This is a genomic window from Moraxella canis (assembly GCF_034424565.1).
GTDB classification, from domain to species: domain Bacteria; phylum Pseudomonadota; class Gammaproteobacteria; order Pseudomonadales; family Moraxellaceae; genus Moraxella; species Moraxella canis.
On sequence record NZ_CP139961.1, the window covers coordinates 1,728,632 to 1,743,632 of the forward strand.

Genomic DNA, 15,001 nt, shown 5'->3' on the forward strand with positions numbered 1-15,001 from the left:
ATAAGGAAATTTATGTCCGTTTCTAGTATTGATTTTGAGTTACTGAATGATACTGATCTGACAGCGCTCAGTGAGCGAGGCATCACGCTGCCACTTCGCTATGATCAAATTAAGCATTATCTACCCCATCGTTATCCGTTTATGCTCATTGATCGGGTAACCGCTTGCAGGCCTAATGAATGGATCACTGGATATAAAAACATCAGCATCAATGAAGAGATGTTTAATGGGCATTTTCCAGATAATCCGATCATGCCAGGCGTGCTACAAGTCGAAGCCATGGCGCAGATTTCAGGCATTTTGGGCTTTATCAGCGCAGGGCAGACATCTGATGATGGCTATTTGTACTTGTTTGCAGGTGTGGATAAGGTTCGTTTTAAGAAAGTTGTCACGCCAGGTGATCAGTTGGTGATTCGCTCAAAAGTTTTGATGAATAAACGAGACATTTATAAATTTGAGTGCACTGCCCATGTTGATGGTCAGCTGACATGCAGTGCTGAAATTATGATCGCTCGCCAAAAGGTGGATGGCATCAAATGATTAACATGCAATCATTTGAGATAAATTTTTAAGAGGTAACCATGACGATTCATCCTACGGCGATTATTGATGAGTCTGCAATCATAGATGATTCAGCCATCATCGGACCTTATTGTATCATTGGCAAAAACAGTAAGATTGGCGCACATACTGTGCTTCGTAGCCATGTCATCATTGGTGAGAATACCACCATTGGTGCACATAATGACATTTATCAATTTGCCAGTGTTGGTGAGAATCCCCAAGATTTAAAATACGCAGGCGAGCCAACCTATCTTGAGATTGGTGATTATAATCGCATTCGCGAAGCGTGCACCATCCATCGTGGCACCGCCCAAGATCAAGGCGTGACCCGTATCGGCAACCAAAACCTGTTTATGGTCAACGTGCACATTGCTCATGACTGTTTGGTTGGGGATCACAATGTATTGGCAAATAATGTGGGCATTGCTGGACATGCTTATATTGGCAATCATGTGATTATCGGCGGTCAATCTGGCGTCCACCAATTTTGTCGAATTGATGACTATAGCATGATCGGCGGTGCCAGCTTAATTGTCAAAGATGTGGCGGCATATGTGACGGTGTCAGGCAATCCTGCCAAGGCGCATGGCATAAATAAAGAAGGCATGCGCCGAAAAGGGTGGTCGCAAGAAACCATCAAAGCGCTGGATCAAGCGTATCGATTGGTGTTTCGCTCAGGATTGCTGCGTGACGAGGCTTTGACTGAGCTTGAAAAATTGGTCGAAGCAGAGCCTAAAGTGCAGCTTTTGATTGACTCAATCACTAATAGCAAGCGTGGCTTGGTTCGATAAATTGAAAAAGATGAAAAGTTATTGAATTTTTTAATTTATTCTTAAATAATGATCAATTTATTTAAATAATCTATCGCATTTGCAAAACCTGTAACGATTTGTTGCAGGTTTTTTACTTTTAATTATAGGATTTGTTTGACTTTTTTTGTAAGTTCATACAAACTATAGTGGTGCATTTATCATTTTAAAACTTATCTTAAAAAGTTTGGATAAAACACCAAAATAAAAAGTGGGCGCGGTGACTATATGACTGAAGTTCGACACTTAGACTTTAGGATATGTCACACGCAAGAATATTTGATTCTCTCAAAAGAGTGATAGGATTTTAGGAGAGCTATTATGTCGGCGCAACGAGAAAGTTGGTCAGCACGCTCTGGCTTTATTTTGGCAGCCATCGGATCGGCTGTTGGTTTGGGTAATATCTGGCGTTTCCCTTATGTTTCTTATGAAAATGGCGGTGGCGCATTCTTTTTACCGTATTTGATCGCACTTGCGACGGCAGGATTCCCTTTGCTGTTTTTAGATTATGTGATGGGTCAAAAATATAAAGGTGCACCACCGACGGCTTATCGCCGTTTTATCAAATCAGCCGAAGGCATTGGCTGGTGGCAAGTGATAGTTTGTACCATTATTGGTATTTATTATGCGTCAGTGTTGAGCTGGGCAGGTAACTACACGCTATTTGCAGTTGGTCAGCAGTGGGGTGAAGATACCGAAGGGTTTTTCTTTAATACCTATCTACAAAATGCCAGTGAATTAACCATGGCTTATTCATCACAGCTGTTAATCGGCTTGGTGGTTGTTTGGGCGATCGTATTGCTGATTTTATACGGCGGCATCAAAAAAGGTGTGGAGCTGTCTAATAAAATTTTCATTCCTTTATTGGTAATTATGTTTGGCGTATTGGTTGCGCGCGCGGTCACTTTGCCAGGCGCAACGATGGGTTTGGATACGTTCTTTGCGCCTAACTGGGAAAAAATGGCGGATCCTAAGGTTTGGCTAGCTGCTTATGGACACGTGTTTTTCTCGATGTCGATTGGTTTTGGGATCATGGTGACTTATGCCTCATACCTTAAGCGTAATGCCAACTTGACTGGTTCAGGCTTGGTGGTTGGTTTTGCCAACTCATCGTTTGAGCTTTTGGCAGGCATTGGGATTTTCTCTGTTTTGGGCTTCATGGCGCAGGCATCAGGCGTGCCAGTTTCTGAAGTAGTTTCAGGTGGTATCGGTCTTGCATTCATTGCCTTCCCAAAAATCATCTCAACCATGGGCGATGCAGGCAATTTGGTGGGTATTTTGTTCTTTGGATCTTTATTTGTCGCTGGCGTGACTTCAATGGTATCAATTCTGCAAGTGCCTATTTCAGCTGTCCAAGATAAGTTTGGCTGGTCAAAACAGCAATCGGTCACCGTTGTTGGATTGGGTTCAGCGATCATCTCGATTGCGTTATTTGGTTCTCAAAATGCCATCACATTTGTGGATGTGATCGATAATTTTGTGAATAATATCGGCATCGTCTTTGGCGCGATCTTGTCTATCATTTGGGTCACTTGGTTTAATCGCAATAAATTGCCTGAATTGATCAATCACATCAATGCCATCTCAAGTGTGAAAGTGGGCGCGGTTTGGTCATTCATGCTGACGATTGTGACACCAATCGCTTTGATTGTCACCTTGGGTTTGACGCTTAAATCATTGCTTACCGAAGGCTATGGCGGTTATCCGGTTAATGTGCAGTTTATCTTTGGATGGGGTGTGATCATTATCTGTGCCATATTGGCACTGGTGTTACCGCGCATCAAAGGTCATTCGTCTCATGAAGAACAATAAGGAGATTTAAAAATGGGAACTTTAGCACTGATCATTATGATTGTTGCAATGACAGTAATTTGGGGTGGTCTGATCATCTCTGCGCTGCATCTTGCCAAACATCCTGATATCGATATGGATAAAGTGCCATCTCATCATTGATGATGCACCGCTCAAAAAACCCGTCAAGCTACCGACTTGACGGGTTTTTGTTTGGTTTATTCAATCTTAAAAAGTGACTCTAGCTTTCATCAATTATCCATGGTGTTTGTTAGAGATATTGGCTATAATGATTTGAGTTTTACGCTGACAACGCACATGGATGGGTTGCCTTGACTGATGTCATCAAAATATAAAGCTGTTTATTGGGAGAATGACAGCTTTTGTCATTTTTAAGGGATTTTTGGTATGATTACCGAGCATCTGGTTGATATGTCACGTCTGCAGTTTGCTGTGACTGCACTTTACCATTTTTTATTTGTGCCGTTAACGCTTGGGATGACATGGCTTTTGGTCATCATGGAAGCCGTTTATTTAACAACGGGCAAAGAAATTTGGAAAGACATGACCCGGTTTTGGGGTAAGCTATTTGGAATTAATTTTGTGCTTGGGGTAACCACAGGCATAACCATGGAATTTCAATTCGGTACAAACTGGGCATATTATTCGCATTATGTGGGCGACATCTTTGGCGCACCGCTTGCCATCGAAGGCTTGATGGCTTTTTTCCTTGAGTCCACCATGGTTGGGCTATTTTTCTTCGGTTGGGATAGAATGTCTCGGCTACAGCACTTCACAACAACGGTGCTGATGGCGCTGGGTACCAGTTTATCAGCATTGTGGATTTTGGTAGCGAATGGCTGGATGCAAAATCCAGTTGGTGCTGAATTTAATTATGAAACCATGCGCATGGAAATGGTCAGCTTCGCTGAAGTTTTCTTGAATCCTGATGCCCAAAATAAATTTGTTCATACTGTCTCGGCAGGCTATGTGACAGGCGCATCTTTTGTGCTTGGGGTGTCAGCGTGGTATCTGCTAAAAGGGCGGGATATTGCGTTTGCTAAGCGCAGTTTTCATGTTGCGGCGGCATTTGGCTTTGCTGCCATCTGTAGCGCCATTGTTTTGGGAGATGAGTCTGGATACTCGATCGGACAAGCTCAACAAACCAAATTGGCAACCATGGAAGCCATGTGGGAGACTGAACCTGCACCAGCTGGCTTTAATGTCATTGCCGGTATTAATGAAGCTGAACAAAAAAATGACTGGTCGCTTCACGTCCCTTATGTCATGGGGGTTTTAGGTACGCGTTCATTTGATACTGAGATTTTAGGCATTCATGATATCAAAAAGCTAAATGCCGATCGCATCGTGAACGGCATGACTGCTGTTAGCGCCTTGGATTTGATGCGTGAAAATAAGCTAAATGGCGTTGAAAATCCGCAAGCCTTGATTGACGTTTTTGAGGAGCATAAAGAAGATTTGGGCTTCGGACTGCTCCTCAAAAAATACACCGATAACATGGCCGATGTCACTCCAGAAATGCTCTCAAAAGCCGTGGACGACAGTGTACCGCGTGTCGCTCCGATGTTTTGGACATTCCGTGTGATGGTGGGCATGGGTGTGCTGATGCTTGTTTTATATAGCTTGTGCTTATTCTTTACTTTGAAAGGTAATTTTATGAGCAAGCCTTGGCTATTAAAATTTGCATTGGTGATGATTCCTGCACCTTGGATCGCAGCAGAAGCAGGGTGGTTTGTTGCAGAATATGGTCGTCAGCCGTGGACAGTTTACGGGATTTTACCGACACACTTATCGGTTTCTAATATCGATGTGAGTAATGTGATTTTATCCATGGCGGGGTTTGTCATTTTTTATACCCTATTGGCGATCGTTGAGGTGTATTTGATGCTTAAATATGTGCGTCTTGGTCCTGCAAGTCTTGGGACGGGTAAGTACTTCGGAGAAACGGCATCAGAGCATTTAATTCAGCCATCCGATAAGCAGGAGGTATAACCATGCTGTATGAATTGTTTGACTATCAATTATTAAAGCTGATTTGGTGGCTGCTTGTCGGTGTTTTGCTGATCGGCTTTGCCATCATGGATGGCCACGATATGGGCGTGTGTACGCTATTGCCTTTTGTGGGTCGTACCGATACCGAAAGACGCATCATTGTCAATACGATTGGACCGCACTGGGAGGGTAACCAAGTTTGGTTTATTACCGCTGGTGGGGCGATCTTTGCGGCACTGCCTTTGGTGTATGCGACCGCGTTTAGTGGCTATTATTGGGCATTAATGGCAGCATTGTGGGCATTATTTTTCCGTCCTGTTGGCTTTAAATACCGCAGCATGATCAAAAACGACACATGGCGCAATACGTGGGATTGGCTGTTATTTGTTGGATCGAGCGTGCCTGCATTGATTTTTGGTGTGGCTTTCGGTAATTTATTGCTTGGCTCACCGTTTAGTTTTGACCAAAATTTGGTGTCTACTTATTCTGGTTCATTTTTTGAACTCTTGGCACCATTTGCCTTACTATGTGGCTTGGTCAGTGTTGCCATGCTAACCATGCAAGGCGGTGTGTATTTGGCGCACCGCACCATTGAAGATGTGCAATCTCGCGCCAAAAACTCGGCAACCGTTGCCGCGGTCATCACTTCAGTGCTTTTTGTCATCGCAGGGTTTTGGGTGCAGACATTGGATGGCTATGTTTTGGTAAGTGCTGTAGATGGTGGTGCGGTGATTGATCCACTATCAAAACAAGTACAAATCCAATCTGGCGCTTGGATGACTAATTTTTATAATCATCCTGGGCTATGGCTGCTACCAGCATTAGGTACACTGATGCCACTTGTGACCATTACTTTACTAAAAATGGGTCGCACATTGACCGCATTTGTCAGCTCAAGCCTAGCCTTGCTTGGCATCATCGGAACGGCAGGCGTGGCATTATTCCCATTTTATATGCCATCTTCTACCGATCCGCGCTCAAGCCTGACCGTTTGGGATTCAACATCAAGCCATTTTACTTTGTTAATTATGCTTTTTGTGGTGATTTTCTTGTTGCCTGTCGTGTTGGCTTATACCAGCTGGGGCTATGCAGTGATGCGAGGAAAAGTCACCAAGGCTTATATCAAAGAAAACGAAAAAACACTTTATTAATGAGGTAAATTATGTGGTATTTTGCTTGGATCTTAGGATTGGGTTTTGCAGTACTGCTCGCCATTGTCAGTGCGGTTTGGGTTGAGTTTGAAGACAGCCGTAATGACTCTTTTAAGCAGTTTGACAATAAAAAATAAAGAGCATCGATCAATATCACTCCAAGCCAGTGCGTTTGGGGTGATCTTTTATGCTGGTTTAACGATTAGTATCTTTGATTTAGCAAAACTCAAGCAATACAAGCGTGGTATAATTTGCCAAATTTGATCAAATAATGCAGTAATCTTTAATTTGGGTGTGGCATGTCAAAACTAAAAAATTGCATGTATTCGATTGCTTTGGGAGCGTCAATAGTCAGTACGGCGTCGGTGGGCGCCGCTATGCCTGCCGCCGCCAATAATTTGGCGTCGTTATTTGGCGGTGCAAGTCAGCCAAAATTTTTGCCCGTGCATGAAGCATTTCAAGTGTCTGCCTCTCAGTCGGGGGATGAGCTTGTTGTCAGTTTTCAGGTTACGCCCAAGCACTATATTTACCAAGAGCGGCTGTCACTCAAGCTGCCCGATGGTGTCAGCGCTGGGCAATGGGTATTTGATAAAACGCCTACGATCATCGATGATCCCACATTTGGTGTCGTGCCTGTTTTTGAGGAGAATGTGAGTGCACGCGTTAAGCTGTCTAGCCAAACGACCATTGACAAACAGCCAGTTGAGGTGCGTTGGCAAGGCTGCGCCAAAGCAGGACTTTGTTATCCACCAGAGATCACGACCGCCCAAATCAGCTTAGAAGCAGACAAGTCAGTTGCACCCACCGCTAAAGCCCAGCCCAGCCCAGCTGCCAAAGCATCTGTATCCGCTGAGCAAAATTTAAGTCAAACACCGACTTTGGCTGCCCAAACAAGTGATCAATCGGCTGCAAATGACACAAATAGTGAACATTTGGATGACCAAAGCAAGCTTGATGAACAGCGAGTAGCCTCTGATATTCAGGCTTCTGATGATGGAACAGATGACCTTACTCAAGCTACGATAGCCAATGATGTTGATCAAAAATTTGCCCTCGATCACACATTGCCTGAAGTGAATGATAAAAATCTGTCTCCGATTTTGATGATTGGCTTTTTGTTTTTGGCGGGCATTTTGCTTGCGTTTACGCCTTGTGTTTATCCGATGATTCCCATTGTTGCCAATATCGTAGCGCGTCAGCACGCCAAATCCAGTGCTAAGCGAGGCTTTGTTTTGTCTTCTGCTTATGGCGTGGGTGTGGCAACCGCTTATGGGCTACTTGGGGCGCTCATAGCTTGGTTTGGGCAGGCGCTTGGCATCGCTACCTGGTTGCAGCGCGTTGAAGTTCTTTTGGTTGCGGCACTCTTATTTGTCTTTTTTGCACTTTTTATGTTTGGTTGGATTCAGCTGCGCCTGCCAAGCGTACTGTCAAACACGTTATCCGCCAAATCGCAAGCAGCCGATAGCCGACTTGGCACCATTGGCGGTAGTTATTTGTCAGGTCTGTTGTCAGCATTGGTAGTGTCCCCATGTGTTTCAGCACCCATGGCTGGTGCACTGACGGTCGTTGCGGCAAGCGGTAATGTGATTTTTGGCTTTTTGGCGTTATTTGCATTGGGTATCGGTATTTCTGTGCCATTGATTGTCATGGGTACAGCGCAAGGCAAATGGATACCAAAATCAGGCGCATGGATGCAGCACATTCGTAGCTTGGGCGGATTTTTGCTGCTTGGGGTTGCTTTGTTATTGATTGAGCGCATTGTCTTATCCACATGGATGTTGGGGCTGTGGATGGTGTGGTTTGTTGCTTTGGCGGCTTGGCTATTTGTGTCGGTGGGGCAAAGCCGAAAAATTTTCAAATTACTTGCCATCATCCCAGCAGCATGGGCAGCAGTATTAGCTTATGGAATGATCATTGGCGCAAATGACGCTTGGCGACCTTGGCATGTACCAAGCTTTGCATCGTCTGCCCATCAAGATATCAAAATTGATACATTAGCTGAGCTTGATGGTGTCTTGGCGGCACATGATAAAGTTTTGGTGGATGTGACAGCGGATTGGTGTATTGAATGTCGCATCATGGAGCGGACATTATTCACCAATCGACCCAGTGAGATGGATGATTATCAAGTGGTAAAACTCGATGTCTCTGAGACCACAGAAAATAGCCGAGCCATTTTGGCGCGCTATCAACTATTCGGACCGCCAGCGCTATTGATTTATCGTCAAGGTAAGCTGGATCAGGTATTATTGGGTGAAACTAAACTTGACACGCTCAAAGATGCCCTGTCTCGATGAAGGTCTATTATCATAAAAGCTCATTAAGTTGAGCTTTTTTATTGCATGGATTTTTGAGTATCGCTTATGAATTGACAGTGACCATTACAAAGTGTTAAGGCATCGTTAATTTTTTAAAATATGCTTGATTATTGAGTCAAATTCAGGCATGATGAATTTACCGAGTAAACTTGTACACTCAAATTAGGCTCGGTTTTTATTGATATTTATGATAGCAAAGGAGTTGTATTATGCGTTATGCCGATCCAAATACTGAAGGCAGTAAAGTTACTTTCAAAGAAAAATATGATAATTTCATCGGCGGTAAATGGGTCGCCCCTGTCAGTGGTGAGTATTTTGACGATATTTCACCTGTCGATGGTAAACCGTTTGCAAAAGTTGCCAAATCCAATGCCAAAGATGTTGAGCTTGCCTTAGATGCCTCTCATGAAGCCAAAAAAACTTGGAATAAATCTTCGCCGACTGAGCGCTCTAACCTATTATTAAAAATTGCCGACCGTTTGGAGGAAAATCTTGAGCTGTTGGCTGTCGCTGAGACTTGGGAGAATGGTAAGCCTGTGCGTGAGACCTTGGCGGCGGATATTCCTTTGGCGATTGATCATTTTAGATATTTTGCTGGTTGTATCCGAGCTCAAGAGGGTGGCATTTCTCCGATCGACGAAGATACGGTTGCTTATCATTATCATGAGCCGATTGGGGTGGTTGGGCAAATTATCCCATGGAACTTCCCGATTCTGATGGCGGCTTGGAAGCTAGCCCCAGCTTTGGCAGCGGGTAACTGCATTGTCTTAAAACCTGCTGAGCAGACACCAGTTAGTATTTTGGTACTTGTTGAGCTGATTGAAGACTTATTACCACCAGGCGTGCTCAATATCGTTAATGGCTTTGGACCTGATGTCGGTCAGCCTTTGGCGACCAATCCACGGATTGGTAAGGTTGCGTTCACGGGCTCAACAGAAGTGGGTCAAAAAATCATGGAGTATGCCACAGAGAATATCATTCCTGTGACTTTGGAATTGGGCGGCAAATCACCGAACGTTTTCTTTGCTGACATTATGGATAAAGACGATGAATTCTTGGATAAAGCTTTGGAGGGCTTTACCATGTTTGCTCTGAATCAGGGAGAGGTATGTACTTGCCCATCACGTGCCTTGGTTCACGAAAGTATCGCCGAAGAGTTCTTGAAAAAGGCGGTTGAACGTGTCAAGAAAATCAAAACAGGTCATCCGCTAGATACTGAGACCATGGTTGGTGCGCAAGCCTCTCAAGAGCAGCAAGATAAGATCTTGGGCTATATCGATAAAGGCAAGGCCGAAGGTGCCGAAGTCTTGACAGGCGGTGGCGCGCGCCATGATGTGGACGGTGGTTATTATATTGAGCCGACCATCTTTAAAGGCGAAAATAGCATGGAGATTTTCCAAGACGAAATCTTCGGTCCTGTGTTGGCAGTCACCACCTTTAAGGACTTTGATGAGGCGATGGAAATTGCCAATGACACCATCTATGGCTTGGGTGCAGGCGTGTGGTCTCGTGATGGCACGACCGCTTATCGTGCAGGCCGTGCTATTCAAGCAGGCCGCATATGGACAAACTGCTACCATATCTATCCTGCCCATGCTGCTTTTGGTGGCTATAAGAAGTCGGGCATTGGTCGTGAAAACCACAAAATGATGCTTGAGCATTATCAGCAAACCAAAAATCTATTGGTAAGCTACTCGCCCAAAGCGATGGGTTTCTTCTAATTATCTAAGATCGGTACATTTGACCTACCATTGGTGGGTCAAATTTTTTTTACTTAACTTAAAGCTGATTAATTGATATTTGGTTATATTGGTATCAGACACAGAATCGCTAGGCATTCGCTAGGTACTTAGCAAATATAATAAAAGCCCCATGATATCATGGGGCTTTTATTGGCTTGAAATAAATCAGCCTTGTTCTTTTTTATTGCGCTCTTCCCAGAAAGTTGCATTTTTGATGCCCAGTTTGACAGGGTCAAAAGTAAACTTGGTTACGCCAGCTTTTTGTTGGGCTTCGTAGTCTTTGAGCGCCAAAATAGCAGGCTTAGCCATAAAGAAGATGGCCAAAATACCGACGATGTTTAGCCAAGCGGTCAAGCCTACGCCAACATCACCCATGTTCCAGATATAGCCTGAGCTGTTGATGGCACCATAAGCCACAGCGAAGATCAGTACCAGTTTGATGACAAACAAAGCGCCTGTGGTTTTCATTGAACGCGTCAAATATGCCACATTTACTTCTGCGATATAATAGTAAGCCATAATGGTGGTGAATGAGAAGAAGAAAACCGCCACCGCCACAAAGAGATTACCAAATCCACCGAACATGCTTGAGACAGCCATCTGGGTAAATGCAGGTCCGCTGATGATGGTTGCTGCATCGACATTTTGAACCAAGAACTGTCCATCTGGCAGCGTGCCTTGGATATTATACATACCAGTCATCAAAATCATGAAAGCGGTCGCCGAGCAGACAAATAAAGTATCCACATAGACCGAAAATGCCTGTACCATGCCTTGCTGTGCAGGATGTTCAACTTCAGCAGCACTGGCATGGTGTGGACCTGTACCTTGACCTGCTTCGTTTGAATATACGCCGCGTTTTACACCCCAGCCGATGGCAGCGCCCAAGCCTGCTTGAGCAGTAAAGGCATCACCGACGATTAGGCTGATGACGCCTGGTAATTGATTGATATTAAATAAAATAATCAATACCGCCATTAAGATATAGCCAAGCGCCATAAACGGTACCACAAACTCGGCAACACGAGCAATGCGCTTAATTCCGCCAAAAATAATCAAACCTAAGATAATCACCATGATCAGCGTGACGACCAAGGTATTCATGCCGACAGCACCAAAAGCGGTGTTCACCATATTACCTTCACCTGTAATACCTGTGATGGCTTTGACAACACCGTTTGACTGAACGCCTGGCAAGAATAAACCACAAGAAATAATAAAGGATACGGCAACCAAAATGCCATAGAACTTACCAAAACCGCCGCCAAAGAATTTTTCAAAGTAGTAGGCAGGACCACCGCGATATTGACCACGGTCGGTTTCTTTATAAATCTGAGCTAGGGTTGATTCGGTATACGCAGTGGCGGCGCCCAAGAAAGCAACCACCCACATCCAAAATACTGCACCTGGACCACCAAAGCCGATCGCAGCGGCAACACCAGCGATATTACCCATACCCACACGACCGGACAAAGAGACTGATAGTGCTTGAAATGAGCTGATGCCTTCGGGTGAATCGTTGCCAGAAAAAAGCAGGCGGATCATTTCTTTAAAATGACGCAGCTGCACAAAACGAGTAAGGATAGAATAAAATAGACCAGCAGCCAAGCACAGATAAATCAGTGCAGGGCTCCAAATAATACCATTGAGGGTGTCAATCATGCTTTCCATAAGCATATTCCTTCGTTTATCCCAAGAAATTGATCATTGGGATGATCAGACCACAATTATGCTATCAATCCATCTCAATCTAGGATGTTGGATAATTGATAGCCAATCCATTTGCCCTAAGAGATACAAAAATGCCACATTCTACCGAAAACATGCAACATTTTGTCTTAGATTGTTGCAATTTGCCATAAAATGCCGATAAAAGCTAGTAAAAATTGAAATTTTTCGTAAAAAATTATGAATTTTGGGTAAATTTAAACCAATCAATGATAAATGCATTAGCCAATTTGCGATTTTAATGGATTTTAGACTAAGTCCATATTGGTTTGTTGATACAATGACGACAGAGATAAGCAAAAGCTTACCCAGCAGGGAGTTTATAAAAGTTTTAATGTTAATTTCATCAACACTTGAATCTAACCAATAACCAAATCCTAAATTATTTTTAAGAGTTTTGATAAATAGAGTCAAAACAAAATTGTTTTGTCGGTTTTTGGTAAGCGTTATTGAAAAAGCGGTATAAAGCCTGTATTTTAATACACATTCAGACATATTAGCGGCATACCGCCTTTTATCTTGGAGATAATGATTATGAAAAAACATCTGCTTATGAGCGCAATGCTGGCTTCAACTTTAACACTGTCTGGCTGTGGCTATAATGCCTTGCAAGCCCAAGATGAACAAACGGCAGCTGCTTGGTCTGAAGTCGTTAACCAATATCAGCGCCGAGCTGATTTGGTGCCCAATTTGGTGCAGGTCGTTGAGCGCTATGCGTCGCATGAGCAAGCGGTTTTTAGTGAAGTTGCCGAAGCCAGAGCTCGTGTGGGTAGTGTGCAGCTGACGCCTGAAGCGCTTAACGATCCTCAAGCCATGCAGCAGTATCAAGAGGCTCAAGGTCAGATGACCTCGGCGCTGTCTCGTCTGATGATGGTCTCTGAGCGCTATCCTGATCTGAAGGCAGACGCGCTATTTCAAGATCTACAAGCTCAGCTAGAAGGTACTGAAAACCGTATTGCTGTTGCTCGTAATCGCTATATCGAAGATGTGCGTACTTATAATACAACTGTACGCCAATTTCCTACAAATTTGACAGCAATGGTGTTTGGCATGAAGCCTAAGCCTAATTTTAGTGTCGAAAACGAAGCGGCGATCTCAACGGCACCTACGGTAAACTTTGGTAATAACGCCAATACAGGCAGTGCTAACTCAAATACTGGCACTGCGCAGTAATTGGCTCAGCGTGGTTAAGTCAATGCAAAAAATGCACGCTCATACTCAGGCGATACAGCGACGCATAATGGCGCTTTTATTACCAATTTTTTTGGTTTTAGGTGCGTCTGCTTGGGCTTCTGAGCCTGCATCGAATACTGTAACAGCATCTGCCTCCGAAGATGACTTAGCCGCTTTGATTATTAGCGCCAATCGCGCATCTCAAAGTGATCCTGATTCACCGCTGGCTGAGTCTGTTCGCGAATTTGGGCAGATGGCTGATTTGTCTGAGTCGGCAGATGCCCAAGCCCAGTCAGCACCTGTCAATAAACCCACCTCGAATGCCCAAAATGTCAGTCATGATAAGCTGATTTTAAATACGCCTGTGGTTGATGCTGCCAAAATATTGACACCATCAGAATATCTGCATTTGACAGAGCAGCTGCAGCGTATCTATCAAGATAACTTAGCTCAGGCTGCCTTGGTGATCGTTCCAAGCACTGATGGCGTGGATATTTTTGATTATTCACTCGCTGTCGCTGAGCGATGGCAGCTGGGTCAGGCGGATGCAGACGATGGTTTGTTGATTACTGTTGCGGTTAATGATCGTAATATGTATATTTTGACAGGCTATGGGCTTGAGGGTGTTCTGCCTGACGCAGCATTGAATCGCATTATTCGTGAGGACATCACTCCAGCTTTTCGCTCAGGGGCTTATGCTCAAGGTCTGTCGGCAGGGATTGCGCGCATTGATGAGCGCCTAAGAGCCGACCCTGAAAGCTTGGCTCGTGCGGATGCTCAAGCCAAAGCTCAAGCTGATGATGCTGTGGATGTAGATATCATTGGCTTATTTATCATTGCACTGATTGTAGGCTCTTTTTTGGGAGCGCTTCTTGGAAGATTCTTGGGCGCTACTATTGGCGCAGGCGGATTTGTTGTTATAGCACTGATGAGCGGTACTGGGTTTTTTGTGGCGATAATTGCTGCAGTCATATTATGGGTATTTTTATTGGCTCGCGGTATCTCAGTGCCCATCACTGGTGGCGGTGGTTTTGGTAGCGGCGGGCGAGGCGGCGGCTTCGGCGGCGGTGGTTTTGGTAGTGGCGGCTTTGGCGGTGGCGGTGGCAGCTTTGGTGGCGGCGGCGCAGGAGGTTCTTGGTAATGCAAACGATTCAATCAACCAAAAGCTTGGCACGACTGTTTCGTCAGATGGTTTACATTCCCTCGCTGCATAATCGCTGGCTCACCAAAACTGTCAAAGCGGCATTAACGCAAGCGATTACGCAGGCAGAGCTGGGTCATCGTGGTGAGATTTACCTGATTATCGAAAATCATTTGCCCATCGCCAATGCTTATAGCCAAGACTGCCGCGAGCGCGCCTTATATTTGTTTGCCACACATAAGGTTTGGGATACCGAGCATAACTCTGGCGTGCTAGTCTATGTTAATTTATGCGAGCATGACCTTGAGATCATCGCTGATCGTGGCATTGATCAAAAAGCCCATATGGATTATTGGCAAAAAATGTGCGATGACACAGTGGCTCAATTTCGCCAGGGTAAGATGCAACTGGGCTTGACGGCGCTGATCACTCAGATTGGTGAATTATTAAAAATGCACTATCCAAGTGATGACGACATGGGTAATGAGCTGTCCAATCAAGTCACTTATCTTAAATAAGTTTATCCATCACCGCCGTAAAACCACCGACTTCAGGCGGTGGATATCAGGCG

At 44.5% G+C, this 15,001-nt stretch carries 14 protein-coding genes; 12 read left to right on the forward strand and 2 right to left on the reverse strand.

Annotated features, from left to right (window positions below; translation table 11 throughout):
• Positions 1–12: 12 nt before the first annotated feature.
• The 9 genes from fabZ to exaC all read left to right on the forward strand — a co-directional run bounded on the left by fabZ (position 13) and on the right by exaC (position 10,367).
• The gene (gene fabZ, locus U0021_RS07850; RefSeq protein WP_078255205.1) at positions 13–540 is read left to right on the forward strand and encodes a 3-hydroxyacyl-ACP dehydratase FabZ; all 528 of its coding nucleotides are present in this window, start codon (positions 13–15) and stop codon (positions 538–540) included.
• A gap of 41 nt (positions 541–581) precedes the next feature.
• Positions 582–1,355, forward strand: coding sequence for an acyl-ACP--UDP-N-acetylglucosamine O-acyltransferase (lpxA, locus tag U0021_RS07855; RefSeq protein ID WP_114800308.1), 774 nt, complete (start codon positions 582–584; stop codon positions 1,353–1,355).
• Positions 1,356–1,694: 339 nt separating this feature from the next.
• Positions 1,695–3,185, forward strand: a complete 1,491-nt coding sequence (locus tag U0021_RS07860; RefSeq protein ID WP_114800307.1) for a sodium-dependent transporter — start codon at positions 1,695–1,697, stop codon at positions 3,183–3,185.
• 12 nt (positions 3,186–3,197) lie between these two features.
• Entirely contained in the window at positions 3,198–3,326 is a 129-nt protein-coding gene (locus tag U0021_RS07865; protein WP_078255201.1) for a methionine/alanine import family NSS transporter small subunit, read from the forward strand.
• A 246-nt stretch (positions 3,327–3,572) separates the two neighbouring features.
• Positions 3,573–5,177 (forward strand): cytochrome ubiquinol oxidase subunit I, encoded by a 1,605-nt coding sequence (locus U0021_RS07870; RefSeq protein ID WP_114800306.1) that lies wholly within the window; start codon positions 3,573–3,575, stop codon positions 5,175–5,177.
• Between the two features lie 14 nt (positions 5,178–5,191).
• Positions 5,192–6,328: a cytochrome d ubiquinol oxidase subunit II gene (cydB, locus tag U0021_RS07875; protein ID WP_264756298.1), complete on the forward strand. Its 1,137-nt coding sequence runs from the start codon at positions 5,192–5,194 to the stop codon at positions 6,326–6,328.
• An 11-nt stretch (positions 6,329–6,339) separates the two neighbouring features.
• Positions 6,340–6,465: a cytochrome bd-I oxidase subunit CydX gene (gene cydX, locus U0021_RS07880; RefSeq protein WP_049236336.1), complete on the forward strand. Its 126-nt coding sequence runs from the start codon at positions 6,340–6,342 to the stop codon at positions 6,463–6,465.
• Positions 6,466–6,627: 162 nt separating this feature from the next.
• Entirely contained in the window at positions 6,628–8,625 is a 1,998-nt protein-coding gene (gene dsbD / locus U0021_RS07885) for a protein-disulfide reductase DsbD (RefSeq protein WP_205276513.1), read from the forward strand.
• Positions 8,626–8,855: 230 nt separating this feature from the next.
• Positions 8,856–10,367 carry an acetaldehyde dehydrogenase ExaC gene (gene exaC / locus U0021_RS07890; RefSeq protein ID WP_114800304.1) on the forward strand — a complete coding sequence of 504 codons (1,512 nt, stop codon included), beginning with the start codon at positions 8,856–8,858 and terminating at the stop codon, positions 10,365–10,367.
• Between the two features lie 186 nt (positions 10,368–10,553).
• Here the strand turns inward: exaC and U0021_RS07895 are convergent, their stop codons facing one another.
• Together U0021_RS07895 and U0021_RS07900 are read right to left on the reverse strand one after the other, a co-directional pair.
• Positions 10,554–12,065, reverse strand: a complete 1,512-nt coding sequence (locus U0021_RS07895) for an alanine/glycine:cation symporter family protein (protein ID WP_407666557.1) — start codon at positions 12,063–12,065, stop codon at positions 10,554–10,556.
• A 135-nt stretch (positions 12,066–12,200) separates the two neighbouring features.
• Positions 12,201–12,611 (reverse strand): hypothetical protein, encoded by a 411-nt coding sequence (locus U0021_RS07900; protein WP_162816801.1) that lies wholly within the window; start codon positions 12,609–12,611, stop codon positions 12,201–12,203.
• A gap of 33 nt (positions 12,612–12,644) precedes the next feature.
• On the opposite strand from U0021_RS07900, the gene U0021_RS07905 reads away from it, so the two are divergent.
• From U0021_RS07905 to U0021_RS07915, 3 genes are read left to right on the forward strand one after another with little or no spacing between them, the layout of a single operon-like run.
• Entirely contained in the window at positions 12,645–13,289 is a 645-nt protein-coding gene (locus tag U0021_RS07905) for a LemA family protein (protein WP_049236332.1), read from the forward strand.
• 22 nt (positions 13,290–13,311) lie between these two features.
• Positions 13,312–14,430: a TPM domain-containing protein gene (locus U0021_RS07910; RefSeq protein WP_114800301.1), complete on the forward strand. Its 1,119-nt coding sequence runs from the start codon at positions 13,312–13,314 to the stop codon at positions 14,428–14,430.
• Positions 14,430–14,948 (forward strand): TPM domain-containing protein, encoded by a 519-nt coding sequence (locus tag U0021_RS07915; protein WP_114800300.1) that lies wholly within the window; start codon positions 14,430–14,432, stop codon positions 14,946–14,948. The genes U0021_RS07910 and U0021_RS07915 overlap by 1 nt, the downstream gene beginning before the upstream one ends.
• The last annotated feature ends 53 nt before the right edge of the window (positions 14,949–15,001 follow it).